Origin of the sequence: Paenibacillus sp. 1-18 (assembly GCF_000520755.1) — a bacterium.
Classification (GTDB): Bacteria; Bacillota; Bacilli; order Paenibacillales; family Paenibacillaceae; genus Paenibacillus; species Paenibacillus brasilensis.
The window spans coordinates 35,777-59,366 of the sequence record NZ_ASSB01000213.1 but is presented as its reverse complement, the minus strand read 5'-3'; the positions used below and the strand labels follow the sequence as shown (position 1 = coordinate 59,366).

The following is a 23,590-nucleotide window of genomic DNA, read 5'->3' as shown; positions in this document are numbered from 1 at the left end:
AGAAACCCTCGTCTCCAAAGACAGGGTTTCTCGACAGCCTGTGGCTATACGAGTATAGCCTTTTTGTATGAGATGCTTCAGCGCTAGCATGTATCCTTCATATTGGTCCATAGCGATGGAGCGAATAGCAGTATGCTCCATTCGTTGCCAAGCCACAATGGGGCCGTACTTGCAATAGGTGCTGAGCAAATCGGTATCATTCACGCAGGAAATGATGACCAGGGCATCGACTCTTTTTCTTTTCAAATCCTCAAAGGCCTGAAGCCCTTTCTTTTTATCCTCTTCAGAAGTATAAATGATCGTTTGGAAGCTGTGCTGGTCCGCAATTTCTACAAAGCTGTCCAGAAATGCGAGAACAATTTCATTAATGGTTGAAGTAATCATAGAATTTTTGTTCTGGTTTCGTGACTGACATGGGGTGACTGATTTAACACTCTGGATACTGTAGCTTTGGAAAAGCCCGCCAGTTTGGCAATTTGATCAAGATTCGACATGATGCTTCTCCTCACATAAGCAAAATACTTGACACGAAACGCGTTACAAAGTTTAGGATGCTTTTGAGGGCATTACGTCTATTCTAAAGTGTCTTTAGATGCATTTCAAAGAGAATGGTTCTCATTATACGGTTGTTCTTGCAAAATCGAAAGCGGAGCCTTTAGGAAACGGGGGATTTGCAAAATGACGATTCAAGTTGCTTATTTGGGATTTGGCAAAAGTACAACCCGATATCATTTGCCCTATGTCCGAATCAGGGATACCTTTCAAGTATCGAGAGTGTATACACGCCAGGTGCGGGAGGAGATGAAGACGGCCTACCCGGATATACAGTTTTCGGATCAAATCACGGATGTTCTCAATGACCCGCAAATATCACTTGTTGTCGTATGTACACCATCTGCCACACATTATGAATACGCCAAATTGGCATTATCCCACGGCAAGCATGTACTGGTGGAAAAGCCTTTCTGTGAAAGTCTTGAACAGGCGAGTGAACTGATTGAGTTGGCCAAAGAAAAGAACCTGATTGTCATGCCGTATCAAAATCGCAGATTCGACAGCGACTATCTTGCTTTCAAGGAAGCGCTCTATTCTGGCAAATTGGGAGACATTGTGAAAATTGAATCCCATTACGATTATTTCCGTCCCGATGCCAGTGTGCCTGGCGGCAATCCAGTTAATGGAATGTTCTACGGACTCGGCGTACATACGCTGGACAGACTCATTGCCTTATTTGGCAGACCGGAGCAAATCGGATATGACATCAAGTCGGTTCGTGCCGCTCAAGGTGTCGACGATTATAGGGAAACCGTTTTATATTATCCAGATAAAAAGGTCATTGTTAAAACCTGGCTCGCATGGAAAGCTATCCGCATACGTGTAATCCGGAGGATATTCTGAAAGCCCAGCATGAAAATCAGATGAACCTGTTCTTTACGGATGTGCATGCCCGTGGAGAATATTCCAATTACATGAAACGCTATTTTGAAGAAAATAATATTGTTCTGCAAACAGAACCTGGCGACGCCGAAATTTTGAAAAATAACACGGTCGATTACATTTCATTCAGCTACTACATGACCTTGACCGTATCTGCAGGTCCAGAAGGCAAGAAAGCAGCAGGAAACCTGATTGGCGGCGTGAAAAATCCGTATCTGCAGTCCTCCGACTGGGGCTGGCAAATTGATCCGATGGGTCTGCGTGTTACGCTGAACACGTTATATGACCGCTATCAAAAGCCGCTGTTCATCGTGGAAAATGGCTTGGGTGCGTATGATAAGGTGGAAGCAGACGGCTCTGTGCATGACACCTATCGCATTGATTACTTGCGTCAGCATATTGCCCAAATGAAGTGATCTGATCGGTTATACGAGCTGGGGGCCTATCGACCTTGTAAGTATGTCTACTTCCGAGATGTCCAAGCGCTACGGATTTATTTATGTCGATCTGGACGATGACGGTAACGGAACGCTCAAGCGCTCCAAAAAAGACTCCTTTAACTGGTACAAAAATGTAATTGCAACCAATGGTGAAGAACTGTAAATTACATCTCAGAGGTCTTCACAAATTTTTCACTTGTAATAATCTGAAAGTTTTCTGTATAATAAAAAACAATTTCATATGTCTGGTTGATGTTTGCGGGAGATGGAACGAAAGTTCCGACCGAAGGGGCAAAACTCTCAGGTGCTTGGCTGATTACAGCAAGCGGGACCGTAAACGGACAGAACTCTGGAGAGACCCTTAATTGGGCGCCGAAGGTGCACCGCAGAGAACATCTGCTTAAACTCTCAGGCAAAAGGACAGAGACGCGAATAACCTGTGACAGGGAGTGCCCTATTTTTTTATAGCTATTTTAAGCTATGTAGTGGCCCAGAACCTGCACAAAAGGGTTTTATTTCTTCGTGCCTTTAACCTCTCCAGGAGTCGAATCAGCGGATTTGACTCTTTTTTGTTTTTTAATATGCTGGAGGAGCGGGTTGAGATGAATTTGGTACATGTGTTAGAAACGATTAGCAGTTGGATATGGGGGGCGCCTCTCATTATTCTCGTGATGGGAACGGGGTTGTGGCTGACCATACGTTTAAAATTGCTGCAGGTATTTCGCCTGCCTTTGGCGATCAAGCTGATTGGCAAGGCCCCCAATGAAGGCAGCGGGGATGTAAGCAGCTTTGCGGCCCTGAGCACAGCGCTTGCGGCTACAGTTGGCACAGGAAGTATTGTCGGCGTAGCGACTGCTATTAAGCTGGGCGGACCGGGTGCTTTGTTCTGGATGGTCGTTGCTGCCTTTTTCGGGATGGCGACGAAATATGCGGAAGGTGTGCTTGCGGTAAAATACCGGGTGAAGGACCGGAATGGACAATTTTCCGGTGGCCCGATGTATTATATTGAAAATGGTCTGGGACGCCGCTTTAAACCGCTGGCGATGCTGTTTGCCTTTTCGGGTATGCTGGTGGCGTTATTCGGCATTGGAACGTTTCCACAGGTCAAAGCCATTGTATCCTCGACCGAAAACAGCTTTGGCGTTCCGCCAATTGCAACAGCGCTGATTATTGCCACCCTTACAGCACTGGTTACGATTGGAGGGCTCAAAAGCATTGCCAAGGTATCGACCAAGGTCGTTCCCTTTAAAACGGGCCTGTACGTGCTGATTTGTATCATCGTACTGATTCGGTTTGCTGACCAGCTTCCCGCCGCAATCGCGCTTGTACTGCACTCCGCATTTTCGACCACGTCTGCGACGGGGGGATTTGCCGGGGCCACGATTATGCTGGCGATGCGCAGTGGGGTAGCCAGAGGTATTTTTGCCAATGAGGCGGGGCTGGGAAGCGCGCCGATTGCAGCCGCAGCTGCCAAAACCAAATGGCCTGCGGAGCAAGGACTGATCTCTATGACAGGTGTGTTTATTGACACCATGGTTATTTGTCTAATGACCGGGCTGACGCTACTGGTTAGTGGTGTGTGGAGCGGTCCTACCGATGCGGGTCTGATGACTCAGCAGGCATTTTCCAGCGCATTTCCGCTGGGTGCAGAATTGCTTACGATCATTCTGATTATGTTCGCGTTCACGACCATGCTTGGCTGGAATTACTACGGGGAACGCTGTGTTGAATATTTGCTTGGCGTCAAATGGATTAAGCCATACCGATATCTGTTCATCGCACTGGTTGCCGGAGGCGCGTTCATCAAGCTGGATGCCATCTGGCTGCTGGCAGATATCTTTAACGCGATGATGGCCTTTCCGAACCTGATTGCACTGCTTGGCTTGTCAGGCATTGTAGTTGCAGAAACCCGAACCTATATGGACTCCCTGTATCCTAATAAGAAAAAGGGTAATCTTGCAGGTGCCAGTGTAGCGGCTATCCAGGTAGAAGAAACAGGACAAGCGGCTAATTTATAAAAATTGAAAGCCATAACATTCAAATGATATGCTCCCCATATAGTAGACAGGTGAAATAATAAAAACCTGTTACTGTATGGGGAGCATTTTTATGGAACAAAAGAAGTTTACGGCATTCGAGAAATTAACGATTCTTCAAGAAATTAAACAGGGATTTATCGGAGTGAAGGCTGCGGCACGAAAGTTTGGAGTAACCAAAAACTCTATAGGGAAATGGCGGCGACGGTATGAGTTGTATGGTTACGAGGGTCTGGAAGTCCGCACTCATAACCGAACGTATTCTCCAGAGCTTAAACACCAAGCCGTGAAGGATGTTCTTGAGGGAGGATTGTCACAAAACCAAGTCGTCTACAAGTACAGGATTGCAAGCCAAACTCAACTCGCGAATTAAGAAGTATAATGGTCATAGCAACAGCTTTACAGCTGACTCAGGGGGAAGCAAGCCTATGACCAAAGGACGCGCAACGACATGGCAGGAACGGATCGACATTGTGCTGTACTGCCTTGCCAATGGACAAGATTACACAAAGGCAGCGAACCATTTCCGGGTGTCTTACCAACAAGTCTACAGTTGGGTGAAGAAGTACCAGGCAGACGGAGAAGCGGCCCTGCAGGACGGCAGAGGACGCAACAAGGCACCGGAAGAACTCACAGATGCAGATCTCTACAAACTGGCTATGAAGAAGTTGGAGTACGAGAATGAACGACTCCGTGCGGAGAACGCTTTTTTAAAAAAGTTAGAGGAACTCGAAAGGAGGCGACATTAAGTTCGATTCGTCAGGAGAACCTCTACCTGGCTATTCAGGCGGTTCAGAAAGAGGAAGCCTGCTCTATTCAGCTGTTGTGTGATATTACAGGGATTTCGCGGTCCAGTTATTACAAATGGACGAACCGCAACTCCAGTTACCGTGAGACTGAAAACAAGGAGCTCACACAGGCTATGCTCCATTTGTACAAGAAGGTGGAACGCATTTTCGGGTATCGCCAATTGACTCTGCATTTGCGCAGACAGATGAACAAACCCATTAACGCCAAGCGGGTGTACCGTCTGATGAGGCTCCAGGGCATTCAGTCGGTCATCCGCAGGAAGAGAAAGAAGTACGCAGGCTCTACACCTCAACACGTTACAGAGAATGTGCTGAACCGTAACTTTGAGGCAGAAGCTCCAAACCAAAAATGGGTCACGGATGTGACGGAATTCAAATACGGGAGCGGAAAGAAGGCGTATTTAAGCGCCATATTAGACCTGCATGACAAGTCGATTGTATCCTACGTGTTGGGCCATTCCAATAATAACGCACTGGTCTTTGAAACGTTGGAGCTTGCCTTAAAGGCTGCGCCGGAGAGTCACTCCCTGCTCCACAGCGACCGTGGGTTTCAATACACCTCGCTCGATTTTAAGAAGATGCTGGATAAGGCTAAAATGAAACAAAGTATGTCACGAGTAGGCTGCTGTATCGATAACGGACCGATGGAGTCCTTCTGGGGAACATTGAAATGTGAGAAGTATTACCTGCATACTTACCAAACCTTTGAGGAACTCCAAAGGGATATTGATGCGTATATTTATTTTTATAATAATGAACGGTTGCAGGCTAAACTAAACGGCCTCAGTCCCATCGAGTTCAGGACTAAGGCCGCTTAAAACACTTTTATTATTTATACTGTCTACTTGACGGGGTGCAGTTCACTTTTCTTTGAAAGTACCGTCAAAGCATGTCTCATGGATTCAAGTGAATTTAATCCTTGACCGCTCCGGCGGCAAGGTCGGAAATAAACTGGCGGCTGATGAACAGGAAAAGCAAAATAAGCGGCAGTACAGCAAGCAGGGTGCCGGCAATGACCATCGCGTAATCTGTATTGTAAATCCCGTTTAGCTGGGATAGTGCAATCTGAAGCGTGAATTTCCGCTCATCTGTTAATACGATTAACGGCCATAAGTAATCATTCCAGGCTCCAATAAAGGTGAATGCGCCGAGAAAAGCAAACGCAGGACGAAGAATGGGGAGCGCAACATGCCAATACAGCCGAAAAAAGCTGCATCCGTCTATACGCCCAGCATCCAGCAGCTCCTTTGGAATGGATTCTTCTGCATATTGACGAATCCAGAAAATGCCGAAGGCATTGACCATGCCCGGGATAATAAGCGCTTTGAATGTACCTACCCAGCCAAAGGTGGCCATGACAAAGGAGGGTACGAGTGAAAGCTGGGAAGGGACCATCATCGTGCCCAGCAGGAGGATAAACAACCCCTTTTTGCCGGGGAAATCAAACTTGGCGAATGCAAAACCGGCCAGCGAATCGAAAAACAGAACGAGCAGGGTAACGGAACTGGCTACAAAAAGGGTATTCAAAAAGGCTCCGGCAAAATCAATCTGCTGCAACACTCTCATTACATTATTCCAGAATTGGTCCCCGAACCACAGCTGTGGTGGGAAACGATAGATGTCTGAGGTTGTACGGGTCGCCATGACGATAAGCCAGTAAAACGGAAACATCGACAATACCATTCCTGTCAATAGCCCGGCATATAAAATCATGGATTTTACACGTGCCTGCATCATGCTGTAAAACCTCCTTCCCGTCGTTATTTTTTACCTTGAACGAGCTTCCAGTTAAGGATGGAGAAGAGGGAGATGATGAGGAACATGCCCCATCCAACGGCCGCACCATATCCAAAATAGTTGTTAATGAACGACTCGTGGTACAGGTACAGCACAATGGTCATACCGCTTGCTCCGGCACCGCCGTCATTGCCAACCAGTACCTGTGGCTCGGTGAACAGCTGCATACCACCGATGGTGGACGTAATCACCGTAAACAAAATGACCGGGCGCAGCATGGGGATGGTGATACGGAAAAAAGCCTGCGCTCCGGTTGCTCCATCTATTTTGGCGGCCTCATATAGTACATGCGGAATGCTCTGGAGCCCGGCCAGATAAATGATCGCGTTATAGCCCATCCATCCTTCCGCCGTTTGCACTCCCGTCCCAGCCGCATTGGGAAAACTATGTGAATGTGTGGACCAGCGGCAATATCGGGCAGTATTTTTTTAATAGTGCATGGATTACCGTAATATCCGTGGCGCTGACGGTGCTGCTGGCCAGCTTTGTGACGTTTGCCATTACACGTATGCGCTGGAAAGGCAGCCGGGTGGTCCTTGGACTCTTTATGGTCGGACTCATGATTCCGGTCCATGCAACCTTGATTCCGCTGTTCAGTATGTTCCTTAAGCTGCATCTGACAGACACGCCGCTGTCCATCATCCTGTCGTATGTCGCTTTTAACCTGCCCACAACGATGATGATCCTGCTGGGATTCTATTACGCTTTGCCCCGTGAAGTGGAAGAAGCGGCTGTTATGGACGGCTGCACTGTCAACCGGATGTTTTTCCGGATTGTGCTGCCCATGACGACTCCGGTTATGGCGACGACATCCATTATTAACATGATCTATAACTGGAATGAGTTTATTTTCGTCAATACGTTCATCAGCTCGGACGAAAACAAAACATTAACCGTTGGCGTTCAGAACTTTATTGGACAATATACGACCGACTGGGGAGCGATCGGAGCTACGCTGATGATCAGCATTTTGCCCATTTTGCTTGTGTTCCTCATCATGAGTGAGCGGATTGTGGAAGGGATTGCAGCCGGGTCGGTTAAGGGGTAAAGAGCCAAAGTGTAAAGGGTAGACGGTAAAGGCAAAAGGCTATCGGGATACAAATTTACCTGCTGGATTTGAAGAGCACCTCCTAGTGTGACATTGGAACAAACCTCTTGGATTGTCCGATGTATGCTAGGGGGTGCATTTTTATGTGAGTCTATATAAGTTGAACGAAAGAAGATAGCAACAAAGTCGAACGCATAGGCGGTCAATGATAGCATGAGGATGTTTCATGATTTCATCTATAAACTGCCCAACACGCAGACGGATTTCGGCAACGGTGGAATAGAACACATTATTGATAACACTCGATTTAAGCCATTTCCAGAGTCCTTCCACGATGTTCAACTGAGGACTGTACGGCGGCAGAAACACCAGTTCAAGCCGACCTTTCTGTTCTTCCAGAAAAGGTTGCAGCAGCTTCGCATGATGAATTCAGGCGTTGTCTAATACGATGACGATGCTTCCCGCAGGATAAGCAGAAAGAACCTTCTGAAGAAATGTCAAAAAGGTTTCGGCGGTATATTGTTCGTTCGTCTTCCTGCCAAATGATTCGTCCCGTCTCATAGTCAACCGTCGCGAGTAACTTGACCCCGCGATGCTTTCCCGTGGTTGGAATGATTCGTTGCTTCCCGCGAAGAAACCAGGTTTTCTGAATCGCTTGATAGTCCCGAATCATGGATTCATCCTCGAATCAAAGTCCTTGAGTAATTCGATTACCATTTTAGTGTTAATCTAGCTACTAATATTTAGCTTACCTAAAATCCCCTTGCTCTTCGCTAATTGGAGTGCTTGTGGATTGCTTGGTACAGGGACAGCACTCAATTCCAATAGTTCCTGCCTTTTGTACCTCATGCCCCACCCGTTCGTGGCACACTTACTTTCCCAATAAAACTAACTGATGTAGCTTTATAAAACCGCCGCTGTATAACGGGCAGGATAGTAGAATAAACAAAGGAATTTATTCAAAACTTGTTTTGATGATATTGGAGCCACTTGGAGACAAGTCAGGTTAAGTCTCTAGGTATTTATCACGTGAGGAGTGATTTAAGGGATTCAAAATTGCATTTCATCCAAAAGCTATCTATATAAAGCCAAAAGGTTGTATCATGTTTATGATAGAACTTTAAAATAAAGGTAATGGAACGGGGATGCATCATTTATGTATAGAGTGGCTATTTGCGATGATGAGGAAAAACACAGAGAGTTTGTTAAAAGCATTCTAATTACATTGTCGATAAAGACAAATGTTGAATTTGTAATCGAATCATTCGGCTCGGGAGAGCAGTTGGTATCTTATTATGAGCGCCATGAAATTCCATTCCATATTTTAATTTTGGACATTGAAATGGGTGGAATGAACGGAATTCAAACAGCCCGAACAATAAGAGGGTTAAATAACCTGGATGAACAAATTATTTTTCTGACAAGTTACCCAAAATATATGGTGGAAAGTTTTGACGTCATGACATTCCAGTACTTGATAAAACCCATTGCACCTTCGATCTTCGAGGAGAAAATCATCAAGCTACACCAATACTTTCAAGCACTTGATAAAAAATATATGATTATCAAGTCAGGCTATGAAGAATTCGTATTAAAATATGATGAACTCATTAGTATTGAAGCTGCCAAAAGCTTAACCATAAAAAGCAAGCTGCATTTTACGACCACGAATCAAACCTATGAAAGCAAAGGCATCATTTCTGATTATGCTCTGGCCTTAAAGGACTGTAACTTCATACAAATCCATCGTTCCATTATTATTAATCTGCTTCATGTGAAGAAATTTGCTAGCGGAGTGGTTCTCATGTCCAATGGGAAGGAATTGCCTATAGGTCGTTCTAAAATTAAAGAGGTTAAAGATACTTACACCAAATTTATGATTATGAAGGTCGATTGATATGATTCAAAATAATTTGATTGTCTTTTGCATTATACTTCTGATGGGTGTGCAAGTTAATTTTTTCTTCAATTCGGTATTTGATAAATCAGCTAAAAAACAAAACCGATCCATTTACTTCATTATCTTTGGGTTGCTCGATTACCTATATCTAGTTATATCAACCTCTCTTATTTTATCTTCGATGCTATCTCTTCTTGTGATATTTAGTTTTGCGCAATCTTATACAGTAGAATTTAAAACGAAGTTTACTTTTTCTATACTTTACTGTGTTTTAGGATCTCTTTGTAATTTTATATCGCTATATTTATTTTATTCCCTAGATTTAGTAGACTTTAGCGTTAACTCTATAAATGAACAAGATCAAATAGCCAATACGAAAGTTATTTTACTCTGTTCCATGATCATGTTTGCGATCATTCAGATCATACGACTACTTGCAAAACGTAGAAGTTTCTCTTTGGATAATCGTTACTACGCATTATTCTTGGTTATTCCTGTTGTGAGTATATACCAGCTGTGTATTCTAACTTATAAGGACGTTTATTCTTTCATTTCCGTCATTGGATTTCTTTTCTTAAACGTTATAATTTTCTATATTTTTGATAATATCGTTGATAAATTTCAATTTATGCATGAGAATTCGCAATTGAAACATCAAATGGACTATCAAGATGCGAATTACGAAAAAACAGTTCACAGCTTCAAATCGATTAAACGAATCATTCATGATACAAACCAACAGCTTTTGTATATCGAAGAATGTATTAAGCGAAATGAGTTAGAAGCGGCAATGGAACATATCAAGACTACATTAAATAAGGTGGAAGGAGCCTATCATCGCGTTAACTCGGGGAATCTGGTTATAGATGCCCTTGTCACAAATACGCTTAATATTGGACAAGCCAATGGCATAAGAATAGATACGAAGATTAACTTATATTCACAGGAAGTAAATATTGACCGTTATGACTTATGTGTAGCTCTAGGAAATTTGCTAGATAACGCAATTGAAGCTTCTAAACGAGTAAAAATCGCTGAAGATAGGTACATTCTAATCAAAATATATTCTACCGAGTCTACCCTTCTCATTCATATCTTGAATCATATGGAGAATGAAGTTGTCTATTTGCACAGCCAAAAACCTAACGCGGAATTTCATGGTATTGGATTAACAAACATAGCTAGAATCTGTGAAAAGTACGGTGGCCATATGACCATTGAAACGAAACATAAAGAATTTAATAATATGGTCGTACTTCCATATTAAATCAACAATCCTTAGACAACATGTTGTTTAGGGATTGTTTTTTTCGTTTCAGGGTGATTTTTATTCTAGCAGCCTTTTTCCTTGTATGATCATTTCAGCAAGAACAATCCAGCAAGAATTACATGGAGGAATTAATAATGAAGAAGATGGTTTCTGTATTCATGACCGCTATACTTATTGCAATACCGGTCACCCCTGCTTTTGCTCTAACGAATCCTGATACTGTAAAAGAAAAGGCACAAGAGCAGGCTTCGAAGATCGTATCCGATTATGGTGCTAGTGGATTGCAATATGTAATTAGGGATCATGGATCCATTGTCTTATCAGGCAGTGCTGGTGTAAACGATAAAGCGACCAAGAGTCCGATCACCAAAGACACGATGTTTGGAATCGGCTCGGTAAGTAAAACGTACGTGTCTGCTGCAACGATGATGCTGGCTGATTCTAAAAAAATTGATATTGATAAGCCACTAACCACGTATATCAAGGACTTTAAAATGGCAGATAAACGATATAAAAAGATTACGCCACGTATGTTGATGAATCATTCTTCAGGAATTTACGGTAGTCACTATGGGAATAGTTTTTTGTTTGATGATAATGATACGAAAAATCATGATGAATTATTGGTAAGATTACAATCAGAAAACTTAAAGTCAAACCCCGGCGAGTTTTCGGTATATTGCAATAATGGTTTTCAGCTGCTTGAAATATTGATTGAACGAGTAAGCGGTTTAAGTTATAGCGAATTTCTTGAAACCTATATTACCAAGCCTCTACATTTAACCTCTACCAAAACACCACTTCATTCATTTGATAGAGACAGGCTCATAAAAACTTATTTTCCTGGGTTGAATCAAGCTTTACCCGTTGAGAATACCAATGTTATAGGGACAGGAGGCCTTTACTCCACGGCTGAAGAAGTAACTGAATTCGCTGAAGTATTAATCGGGAATCGAACGGATATTTTATCTGAGAAGTCAGCAAAGGCTATGCAAAGTCATGAGTATAGAAAAGGCGTGTGGGTTTCTGAAGAAACAAACTCGGTTAACTATGGTCTTGGTTGGGATGCTGTCCGCTTAGCACCGTTTAGTGATTACGGAATAACAGCATTATTTAAAGGTGGAGATACGATTATGTATCACGCTGCTTTGGTTACCTTACCCGAACATGATATTACGATTGCTGTGCTTTCGTCGGGAGGTAGTGGTTTCTATAATAGTTTAGCTGCATCCAATATTTTATTGGAATATCTAAGAGCCAAAGGCATCATTAAAGAAATTCTACCTGAAAAAACATTTGAACCTCCAGTGAAAGTGGACATGCCATCCGATATGCTTGCATACTCTGGGTTATACGGTAGTGTAGGTAAAACGGTAAAACTGGAGATAAAGAACGGGGAGATTCATTTACCTGATCTAGCATTAGGAGGGTTACCGCCGCAAAAATATGTATATACCGGCAATGGACAGTTCAAAAACAACGATGGGAATGCAACTATAAGCTTTGACCGAGCGAAGAATGGAAAAACCTATTTAAAACTTAACGCTTATATAAATTATCCAGGATTAGGTCAATCGTTTTCGGCATCCTATGAATTTCAAAAGTTAGATTCCAATCCACTAGAACAGTCAATGAAAAAGGTATGGGAACTTAGAAATGGAAAAATCTACTACGCTTTAGACGAAAAGATCACTTCATTGCTGTATCTAAACAAAGCGCTTGTGACCAAAAATATATCCGTTGATATCAGCCATGGATACGCATCAGGCACTAAAATTGTTGACAAGAATAAAGCAGTAAATGTAATTCAGATTCCTATTTCGAATGGAAGAGACGCTTTTGATTTGAATTTCTATAATGAGAACCATAAAGAGTATTTAAAGATCGATGGACAATCCTATATCAGAGAAGATGCTATTCCAACCATTAATGATGGGAAAGGTTCATTATGCATCATACCATCGGATGGTAAGGCTAGATGGTATAAAATCGATGCAAAATCAGCTAACCGAGTCATGAACGTTGAGACTCCGGTAAGCGGCGGATTCGCCGTTTATGACAAGAATGGAATGGTTGTGAACTTTTCAAAGGCAACTAACAATCATTCGGTAGTACTGCCTGAAGGTGGGATGATCGTTTTTGGTGGGAATGTGGGTGATGTATTTAAAATTAATTTGAAGAATAGATAGATTTAAGCATAAAAGTCCGCATACCAGCGGACTTTTTGATTTAAGGTTATAAGTTCTGGTCCAATGCTCGGGATAATCATCCCAAAATTTCCCTTGTTTATAAGGATACCAAACATTCCACTTCTTTTACGAGTCGATAAAGTTGAACGATCGATTTGAGGGGTAAATTAGAAGATAGGATTTCCAAGCAGGGCGTGATTCAAAATACATCTGTTAATAAACAATCGTGTTTTATATGAGCATTTTGCAAAAAACCAATAAGCGACTTCCAATAAACAATATATAGATCGAAATGGTCTAATTCGCCTATATATTGCACTGCACTTTGGAGCGCCTGGAATCGAATTTTGCAAAATCCTTGTATATTAATATTGTCAGCTTCATTAAGCTAACGGGTTCGTTAGTTCAACATAAACAGCGTCAAACAAAGACTTTATTTTAAAGTCTTTGTTTGACGGAAAATTGTCACTATCGTCTTAATCTGCTGATATAACTACTATCAAACACTATTTTTTTCTGATTAAGGTTGCTCACCCTGAAACGGACATAGCTACACGAATACTAGAATGGTTAAAAAACTTTGCTATAGAAAATAGAATTTATCATATTCGCATAGGGATTAATGAAACTGAAGCCGTTCAAACATTTGCTCAAGATCACGAATTTTTACTGTCACAAGAAACAAAAACCTGGAATCTACAACTACAGAAAAAACAATGATAAGTAAGGAATTTTACGGGCAAAATAAATTACAAGTGGATTTGATATTTTTAATGATTAATATCTTAGATTGACCGAAGGTGCTAGCGCAAGCACCCTGGCATTAACCAGATGCAGCATTCCCGATATAGAGGAATAATTAATTTGAGAGGAGGTCTATTGGATGTTCAAAGTGATTTCGAAAAATTCAAACATTTATACTGGTAATATTGCTTCACCAGATCACCAGGTTATTGCTAAGGATTACTATCAAGTTGGGAACATACTTTCTCGTTTCAATGTCATTTACATCTATGGACATGACGAAATGTTTTTGCCTCGCAGCCAGGTAAAAGGTTGGTTTGAAATATAAGAGATTTCATGACGAACTGAAGCTACTTGAGATAATTAATAGAGATGGTCATACATGACTGTCTCTTTGTAGTTTACCAGGAGGATGACTAATCGAATAAAAAGAAAATACAGCACGTGATAAACCTGTGAAGAGCCGAACCTGTCCGGGTATAGTAACTGGAGGGATTAGCTCAGCTTATTGAATTTGGAGGGGCTAAAGGGCTTAGGTAAGGTTTACGCGTGCCTACGACCATGGAAGAAATGGCGATTTGGATACCCCACGGCACATTCAGCCATTGAATCCTGGGTAATCCGGAGAACTGCAAAATGTAATTAAGAAATCCAAAATTGTTGGCAAACAAGGCACCGAAAATGATGGCGACAGCTACAATCGACGTCACATTCGGCAGGAAAAATCCGACTCGCCATAAGGTGCGCATTTTCACAAAAGGAGCATACAGCAGGAAGGCAACGATGAGTGCAAAAAATAGCATCGGAATGGTTGAGTACACCCAGATCACAAAAGTATTGCCTACAGCCTGCCAAAATTCGTTATCTGTCACAAGGTAGCGGAAGTTGCCCCAGCCGTTATAGGTCATGTTTCCGATCCCATCCCATTTATGAAACGCCAGGTATAATGAAAAGCCGATCGGGAACAAGCTGAAAATGCCAAACAGCAGATAAAATGGCGAGATCGCGGCATACACGGCACGGTGCTTCCAGATTTCTCTCAGCATATGGTCCACACGCCTTTTTTTAATTTTGTTTATCGCTGTAATTCCCGTTCGATTCGTTGCATCGTTTCTGTCCATAATGTATTCGGATCAGCATTTTGCTTGGCGAGACGGCGGGTGACAATGCCATGGATAACAGGGTAGCGCTCCCCAAAATAGCTGCTGTTCACGTTACGTGCGGAGGCAGAAAATATCATTCCTGTAGCCTGCCCTCCAAAGAAAGGCTCAGGTGTCTCCATCGCAGGATTATCATAAACGTCGGGGGTAGACGGGAAGAGGCCGATTTTTTGGTAGGCTTCCAGTTGATGCTCCGGCTTTTGCAGCCAGATCAGGACTTCAAAGGCTTCTTTAGGATGCTTGCTGGATTTGAGGATAGAAATGAAAGAGCCACCCAGATTACCGTCCCCTCCAGGAGCACGGGCGACTCTCCATTTGCCTGTATCCGGTGCGGCCTCCGTGAGGACCTGCTTCATCCAGATTGCCCCTACAAAAGAGGCGATTTTACCGTTATTGACTGAAGCGTTCCATTCGGGAGTCCAGCCGTCAGCATTGGCGAGCAGGTGCTTCCTGTGGAAATCCACAGCGGTTTTCCAGCCGAGGCAGATGTCAGGAGATTGATTGCCGATGTAGCTTCCATCTGGCTTGAAGTAAAGGCTTGTATGTTGAGCAAGCACTTAATTGTAAACGTTTACAATATTGTCGGCTAAAACGAGCGGCTTCCAAGCTTCTGCTGAAGCTGTTCCCCGGCCGCCATGTATTCGTCCCACGTACGGATGGAGGCACTGACCTCTTCAGGATCACTAGGCAAGCCGGCCTGTTCAAACAGATCACTGCGATAGAAGAGAGCGGTAGGGCCTGTGTCCATAGGAAATGCAATCATTTTTCCATCAGGCATGATGCCCTGATTCCATTTCCATTCCAAATATTGATCCTTTAAGCGGTCTGCCCCGAGCTCCCTTAAATCATAAAAACGATCCGCACTGGGGAACAGCTCGACCATCCAGTCATTTAGAGCTACAATGTCCGGTTCACCGGAACGAGCTGCGAGCGTTGTCTTCAGCTTCGCTTTGAAGTCACCGCCTATTTTTTGAGTTTTTAATTCAATATTGGGAAACTGCTTTTCGGCCCGGGCGAGTAATTCATCGTCGATAGAACGGTTCCAGTACCACAATGTAAGCGTTATCCTTTTTCTGTTTGACAATTCCTCAGGGGGTTGATTTCCAGAGAACAGGGACCCGCTACAGCCACTAATCATAGTGAGGAAAGCAAGGCATAACACCAGCCATCGTACTGTTTTCACGTTATTTCCCTCCTTGCTGTCTGAGATAATCTGCCTGCTGAACTAATTATAAATGGTTTAGCTCCATCATATGAAGCTATTACCATTTATGTACATTGTCTTAACCAGATAAATCGTCAATGCTGAGCAATATCTTGGAAAAATCTAATGATGAATTCGAAGAACGATTTCTCTATATCGGTGTGCAGTTCCCCAGGAGGATAGGACAGATAGATTGTTCGCATACATCGAGGCTCCCTGATTGAAAGCAGCTTGATGTCTTCGGTCACGACGTTCCTCCACAGGATAGAAGGAATAAAGGAGATGCCAAGTCCGGTTTGAATCAACCCTCTTACCGTAGCCGGATCATCACTTTCAAAGACGATGTTCGGTTCAAAAGGGATATGAGTAAAAAAGCGGTCCGTTGTTTTCCTAAGCGAATTACCAGGTGTAAGGCTGATAAACTTCTCATGCTCCAGATCTTTCAGGAATACGGTGTCCTGAACGCTCAGAGGATGAGATTTTGGTACGCCAATCAAAATTTCCTCCTCCAGCAGGATCGCATGCTCGTTGTCCGCCAACTCTTCGGACGTAATCGCAAAATCGTACGCCAGTCCTTTCTTCATCATCGCAGGGTGCTGGGTCAGATTGAATCTAATTTGCGGATAGAGATCGCGAAACTTACCGACAAGGCTCGGCAATAGCATAGAGCCGACGGCGATGTATAACGTAATGACCTCTACCTTTTCGTTCTTCATTTCTTTGACTTCGGATATGCCTTGCTCTAGCGCTGAGAGCGACTGGTTCACTCTTTTCAGGAACTTCTTGCCATATTCATTCAGCACGATATGTTTTCCTTCGCGGTCGAATAGCTGCACACCCAATTCCGTCTCCAGGTTTCTAATCATTTTACTTAAGGCAGGCTGTGAGATAAACAACTCGTTCGCGGCACGTGTGACATGCTCATACTTCGAGGTCACTTGAAAATACTTAAGCTGCAAATAATCCATAGTGAAGTAATCCCCTTTATAACCATTAGGTTATCAATCATATGTGAATATATATATTTTACAGGTATTTGTTCAGTTCTTACAATTAACAATGTAAAGAAGATGAATCCGCAAAAGGTGGTGAGATTCTGAACATTGTTTTTACATTTCCCGGTCAGGGGTCACAGGTTCCTGGAATGCTCCAAGATGTACCCGAGTATGTGAAAAAGGTAACAAGCATCATCGGAACTGAACTGCGTGACGATGAGGTGGCTATGGGATCAACGGTCTGGATTCAGACAGCACTCTTTGTTAAGGAGACTGCAATAGCCTGCCAGTTGATTGAGCAGGGTATCCGGCCCCAATTTGTGGCAGGGCATTCCATTGGTGCATTTCCTGCGGCGGTCATCGCGGGAGTTCTCTCGTTCGAGGATGCGCTTCGGATCGTATGGCTTCGTGCCCGGTTGATAGAAGAAGCCTTCCCTGAAGGCTATGGAATGGGTGTGATTATGGGGCTTACGAAGGCAGAGGTTCAACAAGCCGTGATTCTCTCCCATAGCGAGGCGACGCCAGTCTACCTCTCGAATATAAACGCAGAGCAGCAAATCATCGTATCCGGATCATTGGCAGGGTTAAATAAAGCATTTATGCATGTGAAAGAGCTTGGGACCGCTAAAACGGCGCTTCTGAAGGTTCCGATTCCTTCACACTCCCTGATGTCAGAGGTAGCCAATAAGCTATTGCTGAAAATACACACTTTTTCTTTGCGGGACGCTCAAATACCCTATTTGGTGAATCATACGGGTAGAAAGACGACAGCCAAGGAAAAAATTGCGGAGGACCTTGCCCTAAACGTAGCATATCCCGTCCGGTGGATGGATATGGCGGCTGTCTGCGTCGAATCGGGAGCTGACTGTTTCATCGAGATGCCGCCGGGTCATACTCTTTCCAGACTTGTCAAGCAAGCCCACAAGGATACCCGGCAAATTGATTGAAGAGATACCCTTTTTGTGAATCTGAACTTACTTACATCAACCGCTGTATTTCATCTTTCAACGTTTCAGACCGAGTACCGAAAATAACCTGCACTACACCGTTGCCAAGCCTGATGATTCCCGACGCTCCAAGCTGCTTGAGGGCTTGGTCGTTTATAGCATGGTCGTCTTTGACTATCAGTCGCAGCCGTGTAATACATGCATCAATGCTTTGGATATTGTCCGAGCCGCCAAGCTGGGCCAGTATTTTCCCTGCATCGTTCGCTTGGCCGTCAGATAGGACTTCTGGCTTTTCAATGGATATGGATTGGTTTGTATCCGAAAGGAGGCTGTTTTCTACGTCGTCTTCACGTCCAGAGGTTTTGAGATTGAATTTGATAATGATAAACCGGAACAGGAAATAATATACGACGGCAAAAGCTAGACCGACTGCAATCATTCGCAGCGGGTGGGTGGATAGCTTCATGTTGACCAAATAGTCGATGAGTCCTGCTGAAAAAGAAAAGCCGAGCTTGACATCCAGCAGGTACATGATCAGGCCACTCAAACCTGTAAGCAGCGCATGGATGCCATAAAGCAACGGTGCAACGAACATAAAGGAAAATTCAAGGGGCTCGGTAATTCCGGTCAAAAAAGATGCGAGCGCAGATCCAATGAAAATAGAAGCGACCGCTTTACGCTTTTCAGGTTTGGCCGTATGGATGAATGCGAGAGCGGCTGCCGGGAGAGCAAACATCATAATAGGGAAGAAGCCGGACATGAATAGGCCAGCTGATTTATCGCCTGCAAAGAAACGGGTCAGGTCACCATGAACAACCTCGCCAGCTGCATTCGTATAGTTACCAATCTGAAACCACGCGATTGAGTTTAGTATATGATGCAGACCGAGCGGGATCAGCAGTCGATTGGCAATCATGAACACCATCGACCCTATTCCGCCGAAGCCAACGATCCAGTTGCCGAAGGTCGCAATCGCATCTTGTATCGGGCTCCAGATCATACCGAGCAGAACAGCTAAAATCATGGTGGTGAAGGCGGTAATCATGGGGACGAAACGTTTGCCGGAGAAGAAGCCGAGCCAATCCGGAAGCTGGATGTTATGGTACTTTTTGAACAGATAAGCGGACCAGCCACCGATAAAAATGCCGCCGAGCACCCCCATATCCAGCTTAACGTCATCGGGGATATACGCGAAAATGCCCGGTACTGCCGCCAAAATACGGGTCAGCACCATATAGGCGATGACTGCAGATAGTGCGGCTACAGCATCCCCTGCCAGACCGATCGCAACACCGATGGCAAAGATTAATGCCAGGTTGCCGAAAATGGCCCCGGCGCCTTCGTTCAAAAAAGGAGTGACATAATGATTCAAAAAGCCACCTACCACAGAGCCAAGCGGAATATCCGTCTCATAGTTGATCAGAGCCAGCCCCTGCAAAATTCCCGCCGCGGGTAGCGTGGCTACCGGAAGCATTAACGACTTTCCGATTTTTTGCAATAATTTCAGCATAACCTTCTTCCCTTCATCATTCAGTTTGGGAACAACATGTTCTCTCTGAAATATGTGCCGACAACAAAAAAGAACCGCTATGCTGCCCATTTTTTTACATCATAAAGTGGAGCATCTGACATGGTCAACGATTATTTTGAACCATATAACAACGTAAATTCGTAGTTGACATCGCTTACATTCTTATATAATATCAAATTTAAGTTAATAATCGTGACGGAGACAAGAGAGCCACGCAGACATCCTATGCTAAAGCACGGGAGCGGTTTGTGATGGCTTTTCTTTTTTTGTTGTGCGCGATGAAAGCGATTAAAATTGGGTGGTCTATTGAGGAGGTAGGTTATATGTCGCCATGCGTAGCCGAATTTATAGGGACGATGATTCTGATTGTTCTGGGTGGCGGAGTGTGCGCAGCGGTATCCCTGAAAAAATCATTTGCCCACGCTTCCGGCTGGATTGTCATCGGAATGGGGTGGGGACTCGCGGTTGCTATTGCAGTGTACGCGGTAGGTCAAATCAGCGGAGCGCATTTGAATCCGGCAGTGACACTGGCGTTGGCATTTCAGGGTGTCTTTCCATGGCAAGACGTTCTCGGGTATATTGTGGCTCAGATTCTTGGTGCCATGGCGGGTGCTGTGGTTGTGGTTTTACATTATTGGCCCCATTGGAAAGAGACAGAGGACGCAGCAACCAAACTCAGTGTATTTGCCACAGGGCCGGCTGTGGATCATCCATTCGCCAACGTGCTGAGTGAACTGATAGGTACTTTCATTTTTGTTCTTGCTTTGCAGGCGCTTGGTGCCAATTCATTTACAGAGGGCCTGAAGCCGCTAATTGTGGGTTTTCTGGTAGTGAGTATTGGTTTATCGCTTGGCGGAACGACGGGTTATGCGATTAATCCGGCGAGGGATTTTGGCCCGCGGCTTGTACATTATTTACTACCGATTCCCGGCAAGGGAGCATCCAATTGGAAATACGCCTGGGTACCAATGGTAGGACCGCTGTTGGGAGGCTCCTTCGGAGGGCTGTTTTACCAGGCAGTGTTTAAAGGATATCTAAGTCCGGCTTTCTGGATTATGTTAGGCATCATTGTGATTGTGCTGCTGGTTACCTTCCGTTTCAGTCGTACTTACAAAAGCCATAAAGTCAACAAGCTTACAGTATAAAATCAATAGATTTACAGGGGAGAGATGAACAATGGGAAAATATATTTTGTCACTGGACCAAGGAACGACAAGCTCAAGAGCGATTTTGTTCAATCGCGAAGGGGATGTGGTGTACTCGGCTCAACGGGAATTTCCACAATATTTTCCCAAACCCGGCTGGGTAGAGCAGAATGCAAATGAAATCTGGAGCTCCATTCTGGGAGTCATTGCCTCCTGTCTTTCCGAATCCGGTGTAAAAGCAAACCAAATTGCCGCCATCGGTATTACCAATCAGCGAGAATCGGTAGCCGTGTGGGATAAAAATACGGGATTACCTGTGTACAACGTGCTCGTATGGCAGTCGCGCCAAACCTCGGACATCTGTGAGGAATTGAAGCAGCAAGGACATGAGGAGCTGTTTCACAGCAAAACGGGGCTATTGATCGATCCGTATTTTTCCGGTACCAAAGTGAAGTGGATACTGGACCATGTGGAGGGTGCGAGAGAAAAGGCGGAGCGGGGCGACTTGTTATTCGGCACGATTGATTCGTGGCTGATCTGGAAGCTTTCCGGTGGAGCGGCACATGTGACGGACTACTCCAATGCAGCTCGGACGCTGATGTACAACATTTATGAGCTAAAGTGGGACGAAGAGCTGCTCGACATTCTCGGTGTGCCCAAAATCATGCTGCCAGAGGTGAGACCTTCCTCTGAGGTATATGCGCACACGGTGGATTATCATTTCTTTGGTCAGAATATACCGATTGCCGGTGTAGCGGGTGACCAGCAGGCAGCCTTGTTCGGCCAGGCTTGTTACGAAAAAGGGATGATCAAAAACACTTACGGCACTGGCTGCTTTATGCTAATGAATACGGGGGATCAGCCTGTGGAATCCAAGCATGGTCTCATTACGACCATCGCATGGGGGCTGGAGGAAGGCAAGGTGCAGTATGCGCTGGAGGGGAGCGTATTTGTAGCAGGCTCTGCGATCCAGTGGCTGCGCGACGGTCTGCGCATGTTCCGGGAAGCGAAGGATAGTGAGCCCTATGCGGCCCGTGTATCATCTACAGAAGGGGTGTATCTTGTACCTGCTTTTGTCGGACTGGGCAGTCCTTACTGGGATAGCGAAGTGCGTGGAGCGATGTTTGGACTGACACGTGGAACTACAAAGGAGCATTTTATCCGTGCTACATTGGAGTCGCTTGCTTATCAGACCAAGGATGTGCTTACAGCAATGGAGATTGATTCCGGTATTTCAGTTAAAATGCTGCGGGTGGATGGAGGAGCTGTGCTGAACAATTTTCTGATGCAATTCCAAAGTGATATTTTGGATGCTACGGTGGAGCGGCCTGTTATTCATGAGACGACGGCACTGGGTGCCGCATGTCTGGCAGGTTTGGCTATTGGGTACTGGAAGAGTATGGATGAGCTTCGCAAGCGTGTAAGGGCAGAGCGTTCATTTATTCCTACTATGGATGAGACAACGCGAGCCAGCCTGTATGAAGGCTGGAAAAAGGCCGTGAGCGCGGCGATGGCCTACAAATAGCTTATCCGACTAAAATACAAAATGCCCCGCAAGATAGATACTTTCAGAAAAAGTGTCCATCTTGCGGGGCACAATTATGTCTGGGGGTTAAGGTGTATACTAGCCCTTAACCATCGTATGGTTCCAATTTTGCCGGGCTCCGCAGGAGCTGCGAATGACCAGCTCGGGTTCTACTTTAATACATTTCGTCTCCATTTGCTTATTCATCAGGTCAAACAGCACCATAGCGGCCAGGCGGCCTATTTTTTGTTTGTCTTGTTTTACAGTGGTCAGTGGAGGATCGGTGTAACGACAGGCCTCTATATCATCACATCCCACCACAGCAATATCCTCGGGCACCCTCAAGCCGCTTTCCTTGAAAGCCCGGATGGCACCAAAAGCAAGCAGGTCAGTAGCCGCGAAAATAGCTTTTGGTAAATCTCCTTGCTGTATCCACGCCTTTGCTATCTGGTATCCATCTTCTGCCGCATAGTCCTTGGCATACAAGATCCATTCGGGTCTGACATCAAGACTAAACCGTTTTAGTGAAGTGATAAAGGCTTCTTCTCGCTCTTTAATCACCAGAGATGGGCGTTCAATGCCTATAAAACCCATATCGCGGTAGCCATTCATGTAAAAATGCTCAACAACCTTCATCGAGATTTTCTGATTGTCGGACATAATGTAGCAGGAGCTGGCTCCGGTTAATTCAATGTCGATACCGATGCAGGGGATGGGGCTGGCATCGAGATCAAAAACGCTTTTTTCCACTTCATCTCCTGCAATAATAATACACCCGTCCACTGAAAAATATTTCGAACGAGCCAAATAGTCCTCTCCATTATCCAGAAATTTTTCATTTGAGAAAAACAGCAGATCGTAACCGAGCAAGCCAATCTGTTTTTTGAAGACATTAATGATATCTACAAAAAAAGGATGACTAAAATCGACATTCAGCTTGCCAGCGAATATAACGCCTACCAAATTTGATTTTTTGGTAGCCAGCGTTTTAGCCGAGGAGGAGGGTCTATAGCCTGTTTCCTCCATTATTTTAAGCACCCTCTGCCGGGTTTCCTCACTGATATCTGTGTAATTGTTTATGATTTTTGAAACGGTTGCTACCGAAACGCCTGCCATACTAGCTATTGTTTTTATATTCATGAAATCCTCCGAGACTAAACCAGTTTAGTTGAATTGACTTTGTATTCTGAATTTAATAATTACTCGTATTCTATGCTACCTTATAGAGGAGAGTCAACACTGCTATTTAAGTTATAGTTTTATATATTTTGGGAAAATAAGGTTAACTTAGTAGCGGTTCATGTTTTTTTGATATTTCATAAATCTCTATTTACAAATACAGGTCATTCGTTACATAATAATAAACGTAAATAACGAAACTGCTTTCGTAATGCGGAAATACATTTATTCTAA

Annotated in this window: 19 protein-coding genes, 6 pseudogenes and 1 riboswitch; of the genes and pseudogenes, 14 read left to right on the top strand and 11 right to left on the bottom strand. The window is 44.3% G+C overall.

Going from position 1 to position 23,590, the window contains the following annotated elements; translation table 11 throughout:
* Positions 1-384, bottom strand: a pseudogene (locus L693_RS0113655) (LacI family DNA-binding transcriptional regulator); the annotation flags it as partial.
* Entirely contained in the window at positions 381-494 is a 114-nt protein-coding gene (locus L693_RS31425) for a LacI family DNA-binding transcriptional regulator (RefSeq protein ID WP_231503645.1), read from the bottom strand. The pseudogene L693_RS0113655 and the gene L693_RS31425, both read right to left, overlap by 4 nt.
* A 184-nt stretch (positions 495-678) precedes the next feature.
* Between L693_RS31425 and L693_RS0113650 the strand changes: the two genes are divergently transcribed.
* From L693_RS0113650 to L693_RS29985, 6 genes and pseudogenes are all read left to right on the top strand, one after another.
* Positions 679-1,398, top strand: coding sequence for a Gfo/Idh/MocA family oxidoreductase (locus tag L693_RS0113650; RefSeq protein ID WP_025717740.1), 720 nt, complete (start codon positions 679-681; stop codon positions 1,396-1,398).
* Positions 1,347-2,040 (top strand): annotated as a pseudogene (locus tag L693_RS0113645) (family 1 glycosylhydrolase); the annotation flags it as partial. The gene L693_RS0113650 and the pseudogene L693_RS0113645, both read left to right, overlap by 52 nt.
* Positions 2,041-2,216: 176 nt before the next feature.
* Positions 2,217-2,311, top strand: a riboswitch (glycine riboswitch).
* A 168-nt stretch (positions 2,312-2,479) separates the two neighbouring features.
* Positions 2,480-3,895, top strand: coding sequence for an alanine/glycine:cation symporter family protein (locus L693_RS0113635; RefSeq protein WP_025717738.1), 1,416 nt, complete (start codon positions 2,480-2,482; stop codon positions 3,893-3,895).
* Between the two features lie 91 nt (positions 3,896-3,986).
* Positions 3,987-4,286 carry a transposase gene (locus tag L693_RS29995; RefSeq protein WP_197029931.1) on the top strand — a complete coding sequence of 100 codons (300 nt, stop codon included), beginning with the start codon at positions 3,987-3,989 and terminating at the stop codon, positions 4,284-4,286.
* Positions 4,287-4,341: 55 nt separating this feature from the next.
* Positions 4,342-4,662: a helix-turn-helix domain-containing protein gene (locus tag L693_RS29990; RefSeq protein WP_197029929.1), complete on the top strand. Its 321-nt coding sequence runs from the start codon at positions 4,342-4,344 to the stop codon at positions 4,660-4,662.
* 5 nt (positions 4,663-4,667) lie between these two features.
* Positions 4,668-5,540 carry an IS3 family transposase gene (locus L693_RS29985; protein ID WP_155983820.1) on the top strand — a complete coding sequence of 291 codons (873 nt, stop codon included), beginning with the start codon at positions 4,668-4,670 and terminating at the stop codon, positions 5,538-5,540.
* A 94-nt stretch (positions 5,541-5,634) separates the two neighbouring features.
* Here L693_RS29985 and L693_RS0113620 read toward each other — a convergent pair whose 3' ends face one another.
* Together L693_RS0113620 and L693_RS0113615 are read right to left on the bottom strand one after the other, a co-directional pair.
* Positions 5,635-6,459, bottom strand: coding sequence for a carbohydrate ABC transporter permease (locus L693_RS0113620; protein WP_025717736.1), 825 nt, complete (start codon positions 6,457-6,459; stop codon positions 5,635-5,637).
* Positions 6,460-6,482: 23 nt separating this feature from the next.
* Positions 6,483-6,860 (bottom strand): annotated as a pseudogene (locus tag L693_RS0113615) (carbohydrate ABC transporter permease); the annotation flags it as partial.
* Between the two features lie 2 nt (positions 6,861-6,862).
* Here L693_RS0113615 and L693_RS0113610 point away from each other — a divergent pair.
* A pseudogene (locus L693_RS0113610) lies at positions 6,863-7,567 on the top strand (carbohydrate ABC transporter permease); the annotation flags it as partial.
* Between the two features lie 141 nt (positions 7,568-7,708).
* On the opposite strand, the pseudogene L693_RS29255 reads toward L693_RS0113610, so the two are convergent.
* Positions 7,709-8,255 (bottom strand): annotated as a pseudogene (locus L693_RS29255) (IS630 family transposase); the annotation flags it as partial.
* A 468-nt stretch (positions 8,256-8,723) separates the two neighbouring features.
* On the opposite strand from L693_RS29255, the gene L693_RS0113600 reads away from it, so the two are divergent.
* From L693_RS0113600 to L693_RS0113585, 4 genes are all read left to right on the top strand, one after another.
* Positions 8,724-9,464 carry a LytR/AlgR family response regulator transcription factor gene (locus L693_RS0113600; RefSeq protein ID WP_025717732.1) on the top strand — a complete coding sequence of 247 codons (741 nt, stop codon included), beginning with the start codon at positions 8,724-8,726 and terminating at the stop codon, positions 9,462-9,464.
* A gap of 1 nt (position 9,465) precedes the next feature.
* Entirely contained in the window at positions 9,466-10,734 is a 1,269-nt protein-coding gene (locus tag L693_RS0113595) for an ATP-binding protein (protein WP_025717731.1), read from the top strand.
* Positions 10,735-10,871: 137 nt separating this feature from the next.
* On the top strand, positions 10,872-12,926 hold the full coding sequence (locus tag L693_RS0113590; protein WP_025717730.1) for a serine hydrolase domain-containing protein: 2,055 nt from the start codon (positions 10,872-10,874) through the stop codon (positions 12,924-12,926).
* Between the two features lie 883 nt (positions 12,927-13,809).
* The gene (locus L693_RS0113585; protein WP_025717729.1) at positions 13,810-13,998 is read left to right on the top strand and encodes a hypothetical protein; all 189 of its coding nucleotides are present in this window, start codon (positions 13,810-13,812) and stop codon (positions 13,996-13,998) included.
* 226 nt (positions 13,999-14,224) lie between these two features.
* On the opposite strand, the pseudogene L693_RS0113580 reads toward L693_RS0113585, so the two are convergent.
* From L693_RS0113580 to L693_RS0113570, 4 genes and pseudogenes are all read right to left on the bottom strand, one after another.
* Positions 14,225-14,716, bottom strand: a pseudogene (locus L693_RS0113580) (carbohydrate ABC transporter permease); the annotation flags it as partial.
* A gap of 29 nt (positions 14,717-14,745) precedes the next feature.
* On the bottom strand, positions 14,746-15,387 hold the full coding sequence (locus L693_RS31975; RefSeq protein ID WP_269320846.1) for an extracellular solute-binding protein: 642 nt from the start codon (positions 15,385-15,387) through the stop codon (positions 14,746-14,748).
* A gap of 29 nt (positions 15,388-15,416) precedes the next feature.
* Complete coding sequence (locus L693_RS31970) at positions 15,417-16,013, bottom strand: ABC transporter substrate-binding protein (RefSeq protein WP_269320845.1); 597 nt, start codon at positions 16,011-16,013, stop codon at positions 15,417-15,419.
* Between the two features lie 116 nt (positions 16,014-16,129).
* Positions 16,130-17,002 carry a LysR family transcriptional regulator gene (locus tag L693_RS0113570; protein WP_025717727.1) on the bottom strand — a complete coding sequence of 291 codons (873 nt, stop codon included), beginning with the start codon at positions 17,000-17,002 and terminating at the stop codon, positions 16,130-16,132.
* A gap of 176 nt (positions 17,003-17,178) precedes the next feature.
* Between L693_RS0113570 and L693_RS0113565 the strand changes: the two genes are divergently transcribed.
* Positions 17,179-17,976, top strand: coding sequence for an ACP S-malonyltransferase (locus L693_RS0113565; protein WP_231503644.1), 798 nt, complete (start codon positions 17,179-17,181; stop codon positions 17,974-17,976).
* A gap of 31 nt (positions 17,977-18,007) precedes the next feature.
* Here L693_RS0113565 and L693_RS0113560 read toward each other — a convergent pair whose 3' ends face one another.
* Positions 18,008-19,486 carry a PTS transporter subunit EIIC gene (locus tag L693_RS0113560; RefSeq protein ID WP_025717725.1) on the bottom strand — a complete coding sequence of 493 codons (1,479 nt, stop codon included), beginning with the start codon at positions 19,484-19,486 and terminating at the stop codon, positions 18,008-18,010.
* Positions 19,487-19,830: 344 nt separating this feature from the next.
* Here L693_RS0113560 and L693_RS0113555 point away from each other — a divergent pair, with 344 nt between their 5' ends.
* Both L693_RS0113555 and glpK read left to right on the top strand, forming a co-directional pair.
* Entirely contained in the window at positions 19,831-20,652 is an 822-nt protein-coding gene (locus L693_RS0113555; protein WP_025717724.1) for an MIP/aquaporin family protein, read from the top strand.
* A 31-nt stretch (positions 20,653-20,683) separates the two neighbouring features.
* The gene (gene glpK / locus L693_RS0113550) at positions 20,684-22,177 is read left to right on the top strand and encodes a glycerol kinase GlpK (RefSeq protein ID WP_025717723.1); all 1,494 of its coding nucleotides are present in this window, start codon (positions 20,684-20,686) and stop codon (positions 22,175-22,177) included.
* 99 nt (positions 22,178-22,276) lie between these two features.
* Here glpK and L693_RS0113545 read toward each other — a convergent pair whose 3' ends face one another.
* On the bottom strand, positions 22,277-23,317 hold the full coding sequence (locus L693_RS0113545) for a LacI family DNA-binding transcriptional regulator (protein ID WP_025717722.1): 1,041 nt from the start codon (positions 23,315-23,317) through the stop codon (positions 22,277-22,279).
* Positions 23,318-23,590: the final 273 nt, after the last annotated feature.